Genomic DNA, 13,989 nt, shown 5'->3' on the forward strand with positions numbered 1-13,989 from the left:
GACCTCGCCGCCGAGGAGCAGGACTGGCCCGCCGCCGCCGCCGCGCAGCGCGAGCACTTGGCGGCGCTGCTGCCTGCACCGCCGGCGCCGCTCGGCCAGGCGGAGCGCGCCGCGATCACGCGCGCCGCGGCCTTCGCAGCCCTCGCCGGCGAGGACGGGGCGCTGGCGACGCTGCGGGAAGCCTACGGCGCACGCATGGAGGGCAGCCCCCTGGCCGAGGCCTTCGCCGTGCTGACCGCCGATCCCCTGCGTGGCGTGGCCGACCTGCCGCGCCTGCAACGGGAGCTCGGCGTGTTGCGTCTGCTGCCCTCGCGGCTGGAGGCCTTGCGGGGACCGGTGCAGGTCGCACGCTGAGATGCGCGTCCCCCGGTGGGGGGCTCTGCAAATTTTACGGTTCCGTCGCCGTGATTTCGCTTGCGCCCCGGACCCCCTTGCCCCATATGCGCCCGCCGTTGACCTGATCGGAATTCACCGATCGGCATGGTCATCTGCTGGCTGGAAGGAGCCCTCACATGGAAGCTCTCGTCCAACCGGGGATGGTCTCGGATCTGCCGAGCGACACCCGGAACACTGACGAAGACCGCTCGGCGCACCCCGAGAAGGACTATTTCATTGCGCGCAACGGCGTTCGCTACGCCGGGACGCATCTGATCATCGACCTGTGGGGCGCGACCAACCTCGACGACCCGGATCACATCGATTCGGTGTTGCGCGAGGCTGCGCTGGCGACGGGTGCGACGATCCTGCACGGGCATTTCCATCACTTCTCGCCGAATGGCGGGGTGTCGGGCGTGCTGGTGCTGGCCGAGAGCCACGTCTCCATCCACTCCTGGCCGGAACGCGACTACGCCGCGCTCGACATCTTCGTCTGCGGCGATTGCGACCCGTACAAGGCGCTGCCGGCGCTCAAGCGCGGCTTTCTGCCGGAGCGGGTGCAGCTTTCGGAGCACAAGCGCGGGCTGATCGGGTAGTCGTACCGCTCTCCGGCGCCGGGCGGGCGGCATCCGCGGCGCCTGGCGCCGCGGGGCGATCCGCGGGCCGCATTCGCAGCCTCGATGCGCCGGCTTGTCAGTTCAACACGGGGGTCGGGCGGCAGCGCCCGGCCCCTTCGCGTGATGGGGGGAATTTCCTCATGGCCTACGACCTCTGGGTGAACGAGACGCTCTACGAAGCCTGGGGGCAGCGCTTCCGGGTGAAGCGCGAACTCGCGCGCGTGCAATCCGGCTTCCAGGACATCATGATCTTCGAAAGCGAGACGCATGGCCGCGTCATGATGCTCGACGGCGTGGTGCAGATCACCGAGGCGGACGAGTTCTCCTACCAGGAGATGATCGCCCATGTGCCGCTGCTGGCGCATGGCGACGCGAAGCGCGTGCTGATCATCGGCGCCGGCGATGGCGGCGTGCTGCGCCGGGTTCTGCAGCACCGCAACGTCGAGCGCGCCGTGATGGTCGAGATCGACGGCGAGGTGATCCGCCTCGCGAAGGAATTCCTGCCGGGCATCGCCGGCGACGCCTGGAACGATCCGCGCGCCGAGGTGCTGGTCGCCGACGGGATCGACCATGTGCGGAAGGCGCCGGACGCCTCCTTCGACGTGGTGATCGTGGACAGCACGGATCCGATCGGCGTCGGCGAGGTGCTGTTCACCGACGAGTTCTACGCCAACTGCGCCCGCCTGCTGACGCCGCGCGGCATCGTCGTGAACCAGTGCGGCGTGCCGGCCATGCAGGCCGATGAGCTGCGCGAGACCTCGATCCGCCGCGGCAAGGCGTTTCCCGATATCTGGGCCTATCTCGCCGCGGTGCCGACCTATGTCGGCGGCTTCATGACGCTGGGCTGGGCCGGCAAGGATGCCGCCTGCCGCGCGGTGCCGGCCGAGGAGATCCGCAGGCGGGCGGAGGCTGCGGGCATCCTCGGCACCACGCGGTACTGGACGCCCGAGATCCATGTCGGCGCCTTCCACCTGCCGCCCTACATCGCGCAACACCTGCCGCGCTGATCAGTATGAGATCGGCACCGGCCGCTCCCCGGGGGTCAGCGCCGCGAGGCGCGGCGCGTTGAAGCGTTCCCCGAAGAAGTCGAAGAGCGAGGTGCCGAGCCCGTTGCGCACCGTCTCGAAGGCGCGCAGCGCGGCCTTGTCGCCGGGGGCGAGGATGGCCTTCGCCTCGGCTTCCCGCACGGCGCGCACCTCCTCGTTCAACCGCTTGGCGGATTCGCGGGGCAGCGCCCGGCCGGCGACATAGACGGCCTGGCTCAGGCCGATCAGATAGTTGAGCTGCTCGGGGATCTCGAAGTTCTCGAGATCCCCGGTGCCGTTGACCACCAGCGCGATCGCGGCGAACAGGCTGAAGGCGAGCGCCTGCACGCGGGTGACGTCGATCTCCCCGTCGCCGGCGAGCAGGTCCTGCCAGCGCGGGATGCGCGGTGAAGGGTCGACCAGCCCCGTGCCGAGCAGCCAGAGCCGGTTCGGCGTGTCCACCACCGGCCCCTCGATGACGCGCGCCAGCGTCGACCCGCTCAGCGTGATGCCGAGCAGCGCGAGCACCGTGTTGGACAGGTTCGGCAGCCCGCCCGTGCGCGCCATGACGTAGGCGTAGACGCCGGCGAGCGCGAGGGTGAAGAGCAGCACCTGGAACCGCGCGAGGCTGCAGAAGCCGAAGGAATCCTGGGCGATCACCGTCGGGCGAAGGGCGAAGAGCCAGGCCGGGATCATGCGGCCGCTTTCCTGCTCGGCGGCGCGGCGCGCCACCTCATACTGGCGGCGGTGCAGCCGCGCCGCGGTGAAGGCGAGCACGAGGTAGAGCGCGAGGAAGCTGCCGATGCCGATCGCCGCCGAGAGCTTGAGGCTGGAGACGAAGAGCGGCAGCCGGGCGAAGCCGCGCACCAGCCGGTTGTTCTCCCGCCCCGGATGGCCGCCCACACCCTCGTCGACGCAGATGAGCAGCGCGAGTTCCCAGCGCATCGGCAGCCAGCCCGGGCTGGCATCGGGGAATTCGACCGTGACCTCGGTGTTGCCCTCGGTGGGGGAATGGGGCTGCACGCGGCCGGCGACGAGCCCTTCCGGGGTGATCCGGGTGCGCGGCGTATCGGCGGGGTAGAGCACGGCTTCGAGCCAGGCGGCGCGCCAGTCCTCGACCGAGATGCCGTCCGGCCGGCCGACGGTGAATTCCAGCGTGGGGACGGCCTTGGCGGTCTGCCGACCGGATTTGATGGCGATGGCCGGCGCGCTGCTGCGGAGGTAGGCGGCCACTTCGGACCTGTCCATGAAGGGGCGGCTGGCTCGGTCCTGGCCGGGCGATGCGGCGTCCCCGCTGGGCGGGCCGCATTCGACGAAGCTCTCGACGACGATCGCCCGCTGCTGCCCATGCGCCGGGCCGAGCCAGGCGAGGAAGGCAAGCGTTGCGAGGGCGAGGCAGCGGCGCATGGCGCAGCGTATCCGTCCGTTCTCGAAACGGTAGCAGGTCGCGGGGCGGCGCGTCCATCGTTCCGCGAGGCAGGCGCGGCGGATGCGCGCCCACGTTGCGGTGGTGCTGTCGGAAGCCGTTGATGCGTGCCGGCCCCGGCGAGCACCCCGCGGGGCCGCCGCGCGCGAAACAGGCGCCGATGGCAGCCGCGTGGGGCCCGCCCCCCCCCCCCCCCCCCCGGGGGGCGGGCGGCATCGGCCCGTCAGGGGCCCTGCGCGAAGCCCTGCACCAGGCTGGCCGAGACCAGCCGCCAGCCATCCACCAGCACGAAGAAGATCAGCTTGAAGGGCAAGGCGACCACTGAGGGCGGCAGCATCATCATGCCGAGCGACATCAGGACGCTCGCCACCACCATGTCGATGACGAGGAAGGGCAGGAAGAGCAGGAAGCCGATCTCGAAGGCGCGCTTCAGCTCGCTGACCATGAAGGCCGGCACCAGGGCGCGGTAGGGCGCGGCCTCGGCATTCGCCGGCGTGGGCAGGTTCGCGAGTTCGAGGAAGTGCGCGAGGTCGTCCTCCCGGACGTTCGCGGCCATGAAGCGGCGGAAGGGTTCGGCCGCGGCCTGGAGTCCGGCGATCTCTCCGAGCCTGCCCTCGCTCATCGGCTGGATGCCCTGCAGCCAGGCGGCCTCGAAGACCGGCTGCATGACGAAGAGGGTGAGGAACAGCGCGAGACCCACCAGCACCGGGTTGGGCGGGATGCCCTGCGCGCCGATCGCGCTGCGCAGCAGGGAGAGCACGATGGCGATGCGCGCGAAGGCGGTCGCCATCACCAGCAGGGATGGCGCGAGCGACAGCAGCCCTATCAGCGCCGTGAGCTGCACCAGCCGCGCCGTGGCGCCGGGCTGGCCGGCCTGGCCGAGGTCGATCGCCACGGATTGCGCCAGCGCCGCCTCCGGCAGCAGTGCCAGGGCTGCGATCAGAAGGGCGGTGCGCCTCATGCGCCGGCCTCCGGCAGCCAGCCTACCACTAGGTCCTGCGCCCCGCCGGTCAGCAGCAGCAGGTTGCGGCCGTCGCAGCGCACGAGCACCAGCCTTCGCCGGGCATCGAGCGGCAGGGAGTCCTCGACGCGCAGGCGCCCGCCGCCCGCGCGGGGCGTGAGGCCGGCACCGCGCGCCAGCCGCGCGGCGAGGAGGATCAGCGCCAGCACGCCGATCAGCGCGGCGGCGGCGGTGAGCCATTGCATCAAATCCGGGATCATGCCGCGGCCTCCTGCCGGCGGGTGGGGGGGAGCGTCAGGGACGCGGAAGGCCGGCGCGCAGCCGGTCGAGGGCGAGGAGGAGGGCTTCGAGCTTCAGGCGGATGACGGGCACCGCCGCCCGCGGGGCGGCGAGCGCGGCGGCGCAGACCCGGGCGATCTCGTTGTCCAGCCCCGCGAGGTCGATGCGGCGGCGCCCGGCCACCAGCGCCTCGGCGACCGCGACGGTTGCCTCCAGCGCCTCGATCGCCGCGATCAGCACGGCGGTCTCGCGCGCGGTGCCGATGGGCACATCGGGGGGCTGAAGTTGGTTCATGTCCCGCATCCAACACGCGCGCTGGTTACCGCCCGGTTGTCGCCGTGGCGGCGGGCGGAATTAACCGATCCTTCGGCGCGGGCATGCGACGAAGCCGCACATGGACCCGACCCGCACCGGCCCTGTTGCGCTCGCCGAGACCAGGTTGCGCTGGCTCGATGCCCGCCAGCGCGTGCTGGCGCAGAATGTCGCCAATGCGGACACGCCGGGCTACCGCCCGTCCGACCTGCAGCCCTTCGCGCAGAGCCTGGTCGCCGCTGCGCCGGCGGCGGCGCTGCGTCAGACCAGCCCGCAGCACCTGGCCGGCAACGGCGGGGCCGACCCGCGGGCGCGGCCGGAACGCCGGCTCGCCGATCGCAGCATGGATGGCAACGGCGTCGCGCTCGACCGCGAGGCCATGCGCATCGCCGACACCGAGACGGCGCATGCGCTCGCGATCGGGCTGCATCGCCGCTACCTGGCGATGTTCCGCACCGCGCTCGGCCGCAACTCGTAACCGGGGGATCGCATGGATCTCGATCGCGCGCTCCGCATTTCCGCCGCCGGCATGCAGGCGCAGTCCACGCGCCTGCGCGTGGTGGCGGAAAACCTCGCCAACCGCGACAGCACCGGGCAGTCGCCTGGCGCGGACCCCTACCGGCGGCGCACGGTCACCTTCGAGAACAGGCTCGACCGCGAGCTCGGCACGCCGACGGTGCGCGTGGCGCGGATCGGTACGGCGCAGGGCGATTTCCCGACGCGGCACGACCCGTCCCATCCGGCCGCCGATGCGCGCGGCTATGTGCGCGTGCCGAATGTCGACAGCCTCATCGAAACCATGGACATGCGGGAGGCGCAGCGCTCCTACGCCGCCAACCTCTCGGTGCTGGAAGTGACGCGCGGCATGCTGACCCGCACCATCGAGGCGCTGCGCGGATGACCCTGCCGCTGGCCCCGGCGGGGGCTGCTGCCGCCTATCGCGCCGCCGACGCGTTGCCGAATGCGGCGACCGCCGGCACCGGCGGCGCCGGCTTCGGCGCGGCGCTGACCCGCGCCATGGAGCAGGCGGTGGAGGTCGGCCGCGACGCCGATACCGCCACCACCCGCGCGCTGACCGGCCAGGGCAGCGTGACGGATGTGGTGCTGGCGGTCGGGCGCGCGGAGCTCACCCTGCAGACCGCCGTCGCGGTGCGCGACCGCGTCGTCGCCGCCTACCAGGACGTGATGCGCATGCCGATCTGAGGTGCAGGTGACGCCGGCGGGACAGATGGTCGCAGGATGCGGCCGGCCGATCGCGGCGGGGCCGCGGTGAACGAGGTCGCGCTCGCCTCGCGGGAGGCGCTCTGGGTCACGCTGCAGATCGGCGGACCCTTGCTCGTGCTGATGCTCGCGGTCGGTCTGGTCGTCGCGGTGCTGCAGGCGCTGACGCAGGTGAACGAGGCGACGCTCGGCTTCCTGCCCAAGGCGGCCGCGCTGGCCGCGGCGCTGCTGCTGCTCGGTCCGTTCTTCGCCGGCGTGCTGCGCGGCTATGCCGGCAGCCTGTTCCAGGCCGCGATCGAGGTCGGGTTGCGCGGCTGAGATGGACGAGGCCGCGCAGCTCGCCGCCCTGCCGGTGCTGGCCTTCCAGGCGGTGCTGGCCTTCGCCCGGCTGGGCGCCGCCGTCATGGCGCTGCCGGGCCTCGGCGAGGAAGAGGTGCCGGCCGCCATCCGCCTCGGCCTCGGGCTCGGGCTGGTGGTGATGCTGCTGCCGGGGCTGACGGAACGTCTGCCCGCGCCGCCGGACGACGCCGGGGAGGCTGCGCGACTGATCCTGCTGGAGGTGCTGGTCGGGCTCTGGCTCGGCGGGCTGGCGCGGATCGTGGTGCTGGCGATGGCGGTGGCGGGGCAGGCGATCGCGCTGCTGCTCGGCCTCGCGCAGGCGCTGGTGCCGGACCCGGCGCTCGGCGGCATGGGCACGGCGACGGGGCGCTTCCTGGCGCTCGCCGCGACGGTGCTGGTGCTGGGCAGCGGGCTCTACCTGCTGCCGCTGCGGGCGCTGACCGATTCCTATGCCCTGCTGCCGCCGGGGGATCCCTTCCCGGCGGAGGCGGGGGTGGAGGCGATCGCCGCGGCGGTGGCGGAGAGTCTCGCGCTGTCGCTGCGCCTCGCCGCGCCCTTCGTGCTGGCGGCGATCGTCATCAATGTCGCGCTCGGCCTGCTGGCGCGCATCGCGCCGCAGGTGCAGGTCTATTTCCTCGCCATACCGGGGCAGGTGCTGCTGGGGCTGGCGCTGCTCGCCGCGCTGATGCCGCCGCTGCTCGGCGCTTTCGGGGAAGGGGCGCGGGCGGCCTTCCTCGCTCTGCCGGGGCTGCGCTGAGCCATGGCCGGGCAGGAGGGCGACGCCGAGGACCGCACGGAAGCCGCCACGCCCCGCCGGCTGGAGAAGGCGCGGGAGGAAGGCCAGGTCGCGCTGTCGCGGGAGGTGGTGGGCTTCGGCGCGCTCGGCGGCGGCGTGCTCGGGCTGATGATCGCGATGCCGCCGGCTGGCGGTGCGATGCTGCACGGCCTGCGGGCGGTGCTGGAACGCGCGCACGAGATCACGCCGGAGGCGGCGGCGGTGGAACTCGGCCGGCTGGGCCTGCTGGCGGTGCTGCCCGTGGCCGGCCTCGCCGCGTGCGGCGCCGTCGCGGCGACGATGGCGCAGACGCGCGGGCTGGTCTCGGCCAAGGGGCTCGCGCCGCAATTCTCCCGCATCAGCCCGCTGTCGGCGCTGAAGCGGATCTTCGGGCCGGAAGGGGCGATCGAGTTCCTCCGCACGCTGGTGAAGCTCGGCCTGGTGGGGGCGGCGCTGTGGTGGGCGATCGGGGATCCGGCGGTGCTGGTGGCGCTGCTCCACCTGCCCGCGGGGGCGTTGCTGGAACGGGGCGGGCGGGTGGCGCTCGACCTGGCGCTGGCGGCGCTCGGCGCCTTTGCTGCGATCGCGGCGCTCGACTGGCTCTGGGTGCGCTGGCGCCACCTGCAAAGGCTGCGCATGAGCCGCCAGGATCTCAAGGAGGAGACACGCGAGAGCGAAGGCGACCCGCAGGTGAAGGGTCGGCTGCGGCAACTCCGCCAGCAGCGCGCGCGCGGCCGCATGATGGCGGCGGTGCCGAAGGCGGCCGTGGTCGTCACCAACCCGACCCACTATGCCGTGGCCCTCGCCTACGAGCAGGGCGGCAGCGGCGCGCCGCGCATCGTCGCCAAGGGTGCGGACGCCATGGCCGCGCGCATCCGCGCCGTGGCGACGGAAGCCGGTGTGCCGATCGTCTCCAACCCGCCGCTGGCGCGGGCGCTTTATCGGCTCGATCTGGAAGCCGAGATAGCGCCCGAGCATTATCAGGCGGTGGCCGAGATCATCGCCTATGTCTGGCGGCTTGGCGGACGGGGGCAGGCAGGGTGAATGTGACGGATCCGGAGGCTGCGGCGTTCCGTCGGCTGTTCGAGGCGGAGGAGGAGGCCGGGCTCGCGGTGCTGGACACCGGAGGGCGCATCCGCTTCGCCAATGCGGCGCTGACCGCGATGTGCGGCGCGGGGCCGGCGCCGGTGCCGGGCACGCTCGGGGCGGCGCTGTTCGTCGCGGCGTCGCGGGACGCGGTGGCGGATGCGATCGCCGCCGCCCTGGCCGGGCCGCCGGCACCGCCGGTGGTGCCGGCGCGGCTCGCCGACCCCGGCCTGCCCGCCGATGCGAGTTTCGAAGTCGCCTGCCGCCCGCTGCGCGGCGAGCCGGGCGCGCTGATGCGCGTGGTGGACGTGACCGCGCGGCGGCGCATCCAGGCGCAGATGGAGGAAGGGGCGCGGCTGCAGTCGATCGGGCAGCTCGCCGGCGGGGTGGCGCACGATTTCAACAACCTTCTCGCCGCCATCTCCGGCGCGGCGGAGGCGGCGCTCGCCCGCGAGCCGGGGCCCGAGACGGCGGAGGACCTGCGCCAGATCCTCGACAGCGCGACGCGCGGGGCGCGGCTGGTGAAGCAGTTGCTCGCCTTCGCCAGCCGCCAGGCGCTGGCGCCGCGCGTGATCGCGCTGGGGGAGGCGGTGGACGCCATGGCGCCGCTGCTGGTCCGCCTGCTGGGTGCGCGCCAGGTGCTGAAGTTCGACATGGCGCGGCCGGGGCCATTGGTGCGGGTGGATCCCTCGCAGCTCGACCAGGCACTGCTGAATCTTGTGGTGAATGCGCGCGACGCCATGCCCGAGGGCGGCACGATCCGCATCGCGCTGCGGGAGGTGATGCTGGCGCGGGAGGAAGTGGCGCAGGGCGCCGTCATCCCAGCCGGCGACTGGGTGGTGCTCTCGGTCGAGGACCACGGGCGCGGCATCGCCCCGGATCTGCTGCCGCGCATCTTCGAGCCCTTCTTCACCACGCGGCGCGGTGCCGGCGGCACGGGGCTCGGGCTGTCCACCGTGCTCGGCATCCTGCGGCAGTCGGGGGGGCATGTCTCGGTGGCCTCGGCACCGGGGCAGGGGACGGTGTTCCGGCTGTGGTTCCCGCGCGCCGGCGGGGCGGCGCAGGCCGCGGCCCCAGCGGCGCCGGCCGAGGCTGCGCCGACCATGGCCCGGCGCGTCCTGCTGGTGGAGGACGAGGCGCCGCTGCGCCTGCTCGCCCGCCGCGCGCTGGAGGGCGCGGGGCATGAGGTGCGCGTCGCGGAGGACGCCGAGGCGGCGCTCGAAGTGCTGGAAGGCGGCTTCCTGCCCGAGGTGCTGGTCACCGACGTCACCATGCCCGGGGAGATGGATGGGCTGGCCCTGGCCGACGCGATGCGGGCGCGCATCGCCGGGCTCAGCGTGGTGCTGGTGTCCGGCTACGCCGAGGCAACGGTTGGGGATGGGCTGGCGGGGCGCGGCATCCGCTTCCTGGAGAAGCCCTTCCGCATGGCGGACTTGGCTGCGGCGGTGGCGGAGGCACGGCCCGCCGCCGGCTGATGTTCTTAATCTGTTCTTGATGCCCAGTCAGGTTTCGCGCATGCTCCGCTTGCGTCGAATCGCCCCGCCATGCGCGGGTGGGGCGGCATGGGGGTCGGACCGACCCTGACGATCAATGGGCGATGGACGCCTGAAGGAGATCGCCCTATGGTTGAGAAGCCATCGCTGGAGCGGGGGAAGGGCATGGACAAGGGAAAGGCGCTGGATGCGGCGCTGAGCCAGATCGAGCGGGCCTTCGGCAAGGGCTCGATCATGCGGCTCGGGGCGAAGCAGTCCCAGCAGGGGGAGATCGAGGTCGTCTCGACAGGCTCCCTCGGCCTTGATCTCGCGCTCGGCATCGGCGGCCTGCCCAAGGGGCGCATCGTCGAGATCTACGGCCCTGAATCCTCGGGCAAGACGACCCTGGCGCTGCATGTCATCGCCGAATCGCAGAAGAAGGGCGGCACCTGCGCCTTCGTGGACGCGGAGCATGCGCTCGATCCCGGCTATGCGAAGAAGCTCGGCGTCGACGTGGACAACCTGCTGATCAGCCAGCCCGATGCCGGCGAGCAGGCGCTCGAGATCGCCGACACGCTGGTCCGCTCCGGCGCGATCGACGTGCTGGTGGTGGATTCCGTGGCCGCGCTGGTGCCGCGCGCCGAACTCGAAGGCGAGATGGGCGACAGCCATGTCGGCCTGCACGCCCGCCTGATGTCGCAGGCGCTGCGCAAGCTGACCGGCTCGGTCGCCAAGTCCAACACGCTGCTGATCTTCCTGAACCAGATCCGGCTCAAGATCGGCGTGATGTTCGGCAACCCGGAGACCACCACGGGCGGCAATGCGCTGAAGTTCTACGCTTCGGTCCGCATGGAGATCCGCCGCATCGGCTCGATCAAGGACCGCGACGAGGTCACCGGCAACCACACCCGCGTCAAGGTGGTGAAGAACAAGATGGCCCCGCCGTTCCGCGAGGTCGAGTTCGACATCATGTACGGCGAAGGCATCTCCAAGGTCGGCGAGCTGATCGACCTCGGCGTGAAGGCCAACGTGGTCGAGAAGTCCGGTGCCTGGTTCTCCTGCGACAGCCAGCGCATCGGGCAGGGGCGGGAGAACGCGAAGCAGTTCCTGCGCGACCGCCCGGAGATGGCGAATTCCATCGAGCAGCGCATCCGCGGCCAGGCCGGGCTTCTCGCCGAGCAGATGCTCGCCGGCGAGGGCGGGGACGACGACGAGCAGATGGCGGCGGAGTGAACCGGGGCGAGGGGGCCATGCTCCCTCGCACGGCATGCCGGCGGCTCATGCCATCGGCCCCAATGATGGGCGGATGGCGTGCCCCCATGCCAGCGGCCGCCAGTCGCGACCGCTGGCATGAGGCTTTTCCTGTCCTCAGACACCGGGCGCAAAGCTCCGGTTTGCCTGGCTTCGCCGGACGACCGGCGGGCCGCATTCCGGGTTCCCAGTCACGTTGCAGGGTAACGTGACTGGGAACCCGTCGCGGCCTCGGCAGCCGTCATCGCGACGTTCCGGCGCGTCTGCTCACAACCGCTTCTCCTCGTCGACGATCGACAGGCCGAGCGCAGCCAGGCCTTCCTCGATGAGATCGCCGAGATTCGGGGTCTCCAGCAGATAGGCGACGGCATGCACGTCGTGCGCCTCGCGGGCGTCGGCCACGGCCTGCTTCCATTCGCGCGCCGAATAGTCGCCCCGGCCGAGCCAGGCGAGAGCGAGCAGTTCCACGATCTCGTCATCGTTGAGGTCTTCCAGCGCCGCCTTCAGTTCCTCCTGCGTCGGGTTGTCCGGCGTGTCCTCGAGGATGCCGATCTCCTTGTCGTCGGCGGCATTCGAACCTTCCTCCATGTCCTCCGGCAGCACCTGCGCGTCGTATTCGCGTGCCTTGACGACGAGGTAGGCGAGCTTTTCGAGCGATATCGCGTCCATGGCGCAGCGTCCCTCCTTCATCCCTTGATGACGATCATCGGGCGGAGCCGCGCGACGCGGCGCGCCAGCCCGGCATGCTCGGCGGCGAGCACCACCGCGGCGACGTCCTTGTAGGCGCCGGGTGCTTCCTCCGCGACGCCGCGCAGCGATGGGCTGCGGACCAGGATGCCGCGCATGGCGAGCTCGTCCACGATCTGCCGGCCGCTCCAGCGGTGCAGCGCGGCGTGGCGCGACATGGCGCGCCCGGCGCCGTGGCAGGCCGAGGCCAAGGCGCGTTCCTCCGACTGCGCCATGCCGGCCAGGACCCAGGACCCCGTGCCCATGCTGCCGCCGATGAGCACCGGCTGCCCGGCCGCGCGCAGCGGCGCCGGCACCTCGGGGTGGCCGGGGCCGAGCGCGCGCGTCGCGCCCTTGCGGTGGACGAAGAGTTCGCGCTCCCGCCGGCCCGTCCGGTGGCGTTCGACCTTGCAGGTGTTGTGCGAGACGTCGAAGAGCAGCCGCACCTCCGCCCGGGGGAAGAAGTGGCGCAGGACGCGCCGGGCGAAGTGGCCGAGGATCTCGCGGTTCGCGAGCGCGCAGTTGATGCCCGCCCGCATCGCCCCGAGGTAGCGCTGCCCGACCTCCGAGAGGATCGGCGCGCAGGCGAGCTCGCGGTCGGGCAGGGCGATGCCGGCCGCCTGGGCCGCCGCGGCCATCTCGATGAGGAATTCGCTGCCGATCTGATGGCCGAGCCCGCGCGAGCCGCAATGGATCGTCACCACAACCTGGCCGCCGACGAGTCCATAGGCCGCGGCGGCGGTCGGATCGAAGATCTCCTCCACCGCCTGGATCTCGAGGTAGTGGTTGCCCGAGCCGAGCGTGCCCATTTCCCGCCGCTGGCGTTCCTTGGCGCGGTTGGAGACGAAATCCGGGCGCGCGCCCGCCATGCGCCCGTCTTCCTCGATGCGGGTAAGGTCGGCCGGCTCGCCCCAGCCCTGCTCCACCGCCCAGGCTGCGCCGCCGGCCAGCATGGCGTCCATCTGCCGCGCATCGAGGGTGATCGTGCCTTCGCTGCCGACCCCGGCGGGGATCGCGCGCGCGAGGGACTCCGCGAGGGATTCCTTCACGTGCTCAAGCTCCGCCGCGGCGATGCCGGTGGTCATGCTGCGCACGCCGCAGGAGATGTCGAACCCCACCCCGCCGGCCGAGACGACGCCGCCGGCCTCGGCATCGAAGGCGGCGACGCCGCCGATCGGGAAGCCGTATCCCCAATGCGCGTCCGGCATGACGTAGGAGGCGCCGACGATGCCGGGCAGCGCAGCGACGTTGCGCGCCTGCTCCGCAACCTTGTCGTCCATGTCGCGGATCAGCGCCTCGTCGGCGAAGATGACGACCGGGACATGCATCGGGCCACTCGGTTCGATGCGCCAGGTGACGTCGTCGACGCGGTTCAGCAGGGCAGGGTCCATGGCGAGTCCTCCCGTGCCTCGGAGACCGTCGGAGAGCGCCGGCACCGGCCGGCACTCCCGCCCGGCCTGACGAAAATTGTATCCCCTATCCGTGGCCCGGTGGGGCGCGCGCCGCTGACAGCATCCGGAACGCGCCGTCCGGCGCATTCCCGGACGGTCCTTCAGACATCCACGATGCAGGCGGCGCTCCAGCGTCCCTCCGCATCCTGGCTGACGTGCAGGCCGGTCAGGGTCGCACCTTTCGGCTCCACGGCGGGGGCGTGGCGTGCGACGTCCACGGCTTCGCCCCAGAGCGTCGCGCCCAGGCGCGTACCGTCGATCGCCACATGGAAGCGGCCGAACAGCATGCGCCGCACGGCCATTTCGAAGATCACGGCGTTCAGGAAGGCGACGAACAGCAGCTCGGGATCAGGCGCCTCGCAGGACAGCGCGACTTCCGACCGCGGGCGGATCTCCGCCTCGGTGACGACGTGGGTGAGGGCGCAGGCCGCCTGCTCGAAGGCCGCCTCGCGGGTCGGGCCCCAGCCGCGCACGCCGATATCCGCGCCGTGGGGAAGGAACTCCCACCCGGTGTCCGGCGGGGATGGACCGCCGGCGGTGCGCAGGATCCCGTGGGTCTGCATGCGGAACGCCTCCCGGAAGCAGCCTCGCCAAGGTGGCGCCGGCGATCCGCGCCCACCTTGAGGCTGATCAAGGCGATCCCGCGCCGATGCCTGCCAGATGCGCCCCGGAC

The 13,989-nt window shown here is 72.2% G+C and carries 18 protein-coding genes; 11 read left to right on the forward strand and 7 right to left on the reverse strand.

Translation table 11 applies throughout. From position 1 onward, the window contains the following. From GXW74_RS21585 to speE, 3 genes are all read left to right on the forward strand, one after another. A partial coding sequence (locus GXW74_RS21585; RefSeq protein ID WP_211848638.1) for a hypothetical protein occupies positions 1-354 on the forward strand: 354 nt, incomplete at its 5' end. Positions 355-512: 158 nt separating this feature from the next. Then, complete coding sequence (gene speD / locus GXW74_RS21590; protein WP_211848642.1) at positions 513-971, forward strand: adenosylmethionine decarboxylase; 459 nt, start codon at positions 513-515, stop codon at positions 969-971. A 161-nt stretch (positions 972-1,132) separates the two neighbouring features. Next, entirely contained in the window at positions 1,133-1,999 is an 867-nt protein-coding gene (speE, locus tag GXW74_RS21595) for a polyamine aminopropyltransferase (RefSeq protein ID WP_211848643.1), read from the forward strand. On the opposite strand, the gene GXW74_RS21600 is transcribed toward speE, so the two are convergent. From GXW74_RS21600 to GXW74_RS21615, 4 genes are all read right to left on the reverse strand, one after another. After that, positions 2,000-3,424 (reverse strand): hypothetical protein, encoded by a 1,425-nt coding sequence (locus GXW74_RS21600; protein ID WP_211848644.1) that lies wholly within the window; start codon positions 3,422-3,424, stop codon positions 2,000-2,002. It abuts the gene before it with no gap. Between the two features lie 242 nt (positions 3,425-3,666). Beyond that, on the reverse strand, positions 3,667-4,404 hold the full coding sequence (gene fliP, locus GXW74_RS21605; protein ID WP_211848645.1) for a flagellar type III secretion system pore protein FliP: 738 nt from the start codon (positions 4,402-4,404) through the stop codon (positions 3,667-3,669). Then, positions 4,401-4,664 (reverse strand): flagellar biosynthetic protein FliO, encoded by a 264-nt coding sequence (locus GXW74_RS21610; RefSeq protein ID WP_211848646.1) that lies wholly within the window; start codon positions 4,662-4,664, stop codon positions 4,401-4,403. The genes fliP and GXW74_RS21610 overlap by 4 nt, the downstream gene beginning before the upstream one ends. Positions 4,665-4,698: 34 nt before the next feature. After that, complete coding sequence (locus tag GXW74_RS21615) at positions 4,699-4,977, reverse strand: hypothetical protein (protein ID WP_211848648.1); 279 nt, start codon at positions 4,975-4,977, stop codon at positions 4,699-4,701. Between the two features lie 100 nt (positions 4,978-5,077). Here GXW74_RS21615 and GXW74_RS21620 point away from each other — a divergent pair, with 100 nt between their 5' ends. From GXW74_RS21620 to recA, 8 genes are all read left to right on the forward strand, one after another. Next, on the forward strand, positions 5,078-5,473 hold the full coding sequence (locus GXW74_RS21620; RefSeq protein ID WP_211848649.1) for a flagellar basal body rod protein FlgB: 396 nt from the start codon (positions 5,078-5,080) through the stop codon (positions 5,471-5,473). A 12-nt stretch (positions 5,474-5,485) separates the two neighbouring features. Next, entirely contained in the window at positions 5,486-5,896 is a 411-nt protein-coding gene (gene flgC / locus GXW74_RS21625) for a flagellar basal body rod protein FlgC (protein ID WP_211848651.1), read from the forward strand. Beyond that, positions 5,893-6,198 (forward strand): flagellar hook-basal body complex protein FliE, encoded by a 306-nt coding sequence (locus GXW74_RS21630; RefSeq protein WP_211848652.1) that lies wholly within the window; start codon positions 5,893-5,895, stop codon positions 6,196-6,198. Before flgC ends, GXW74_RS21630 begins: the two co-directional genes overlap by 4 nt. A 36-nt stretch (positions 6,199-6,234) precedes the next feature. Then, the gene (locus GXW74_RS21635; RefSeq protein WP_211848654.1) at positions 6,235-6,534 is read left to right on the forward strand and encodes a flagellar biosynthetic protein FliQ; all 300 of its coding nucleotides are present in this window, start codon (positions 6,235-6,237) and stop codon (positions 6,532-6,534) included. Position 6,535: 1 nt separating this feature from the next. Then, the gene (locus GXW74_RS21640) at positions 6,536-7,312 is read left to right on the forward strand and encodes a flagellar biosynthetic protein FliR (RefSeq protein ID WP_211848656.1); all 777 of its coding nucleotides are present in this window, start codon (positions 6,536-6,538) and stop codon (positions 7,310-7,312) included. A gap of 3 nt (positions 7,313-7,315) precedes the next feature. Then, a complete protein-coding gene (locus tag GXW74_RS21645) occupies positions 7,316-8,374 on the forward strand; it encodes an EscU/YscU/HrcU family type III secretion system export apparatus switch protein (protein WP_211848658.1) in 1,059 nt (352 codons plus the stop codon). Between the two features lie 2 nt (positions 8,375-8,376). Next, positions 8,377-9,891: an ATP-binding protein gene (locus tag GXW74_RS21650; protein ID WP_211848660.1), complete on the forward strand. Its 1,515-nt coding sequence runs from the start codon at positions 8,377-8,379 to the stop codon at positions 9,889-9,891. A 183-nt stretch (positions 9,892-10,074) separates the two neighbouring features. Then, positions 10,075-11,121 carry a recombinase RecA gene (gene recA / locus GXW74_RS21655; protein ID WP_211848731.1) on the forward strand — a complete coding sequence of 349 codons (1,047 nt, stop codon included), beginning with the start codon at positions 10,075-10,077 and terminating at the stop codon, positions 11,119-11,121. A 285-nt stretch (positions 11,122-11,406) separates the two neighbouring features. On the opposite strand, the gene GXW74_RS21660 is transcribed toward recA, so the two are convergent. From GXW74_RS21660 to GXW74_RS21670, 3 genes are all read right to left on the reverse strand, one after another. Beyond that, positions 11,407-11,808: a DUF3775 domain-containing protein gene (locus tag GXW74_RS21660; protein WP_211848662.1), complete on the reverse strand. Its 402-nt coding sequence runs from the start codon at positions 11,806-11,808 to the stop codon at positions 11,407-11,409. A 17-nt stretch (positions 11,809-11,825) separates the two neighbouring features. Further along, a complete protein-coding gene (locus GXW74_RS21665) occupies positions 11,826-13,256 on the reverse strand; it encodes an RtcB family protein (protein WP_211848664.1) in 1,431 nt (476 codons plus the stop codon). 161 nt (positions 13,257-13,417) lie between these two features. Continuing rightward, positions 13,418-13,879, reverse strand: coding sequence for an archease (locus GXW74_RS21670; RefSeq protein WP_211848665.1), 462 nt, complete (start codon positions 13,877-13,879; stop codon positions 13,418-13,420). Between the last annotated feature and the right edge of the window lie 110 nt (positions 13,880-13,989).

The sequence above is a fragment of the Neoroseomonas eburnea genome (genome assembly GCF_018129005.1).
Lineage (GTDB): Bacteria > Pseudomonadota > Alphaproteobacteria > Acetobacterales > Acetobacteraceae > Neoroseomonas > Neoroseomonas eburnea.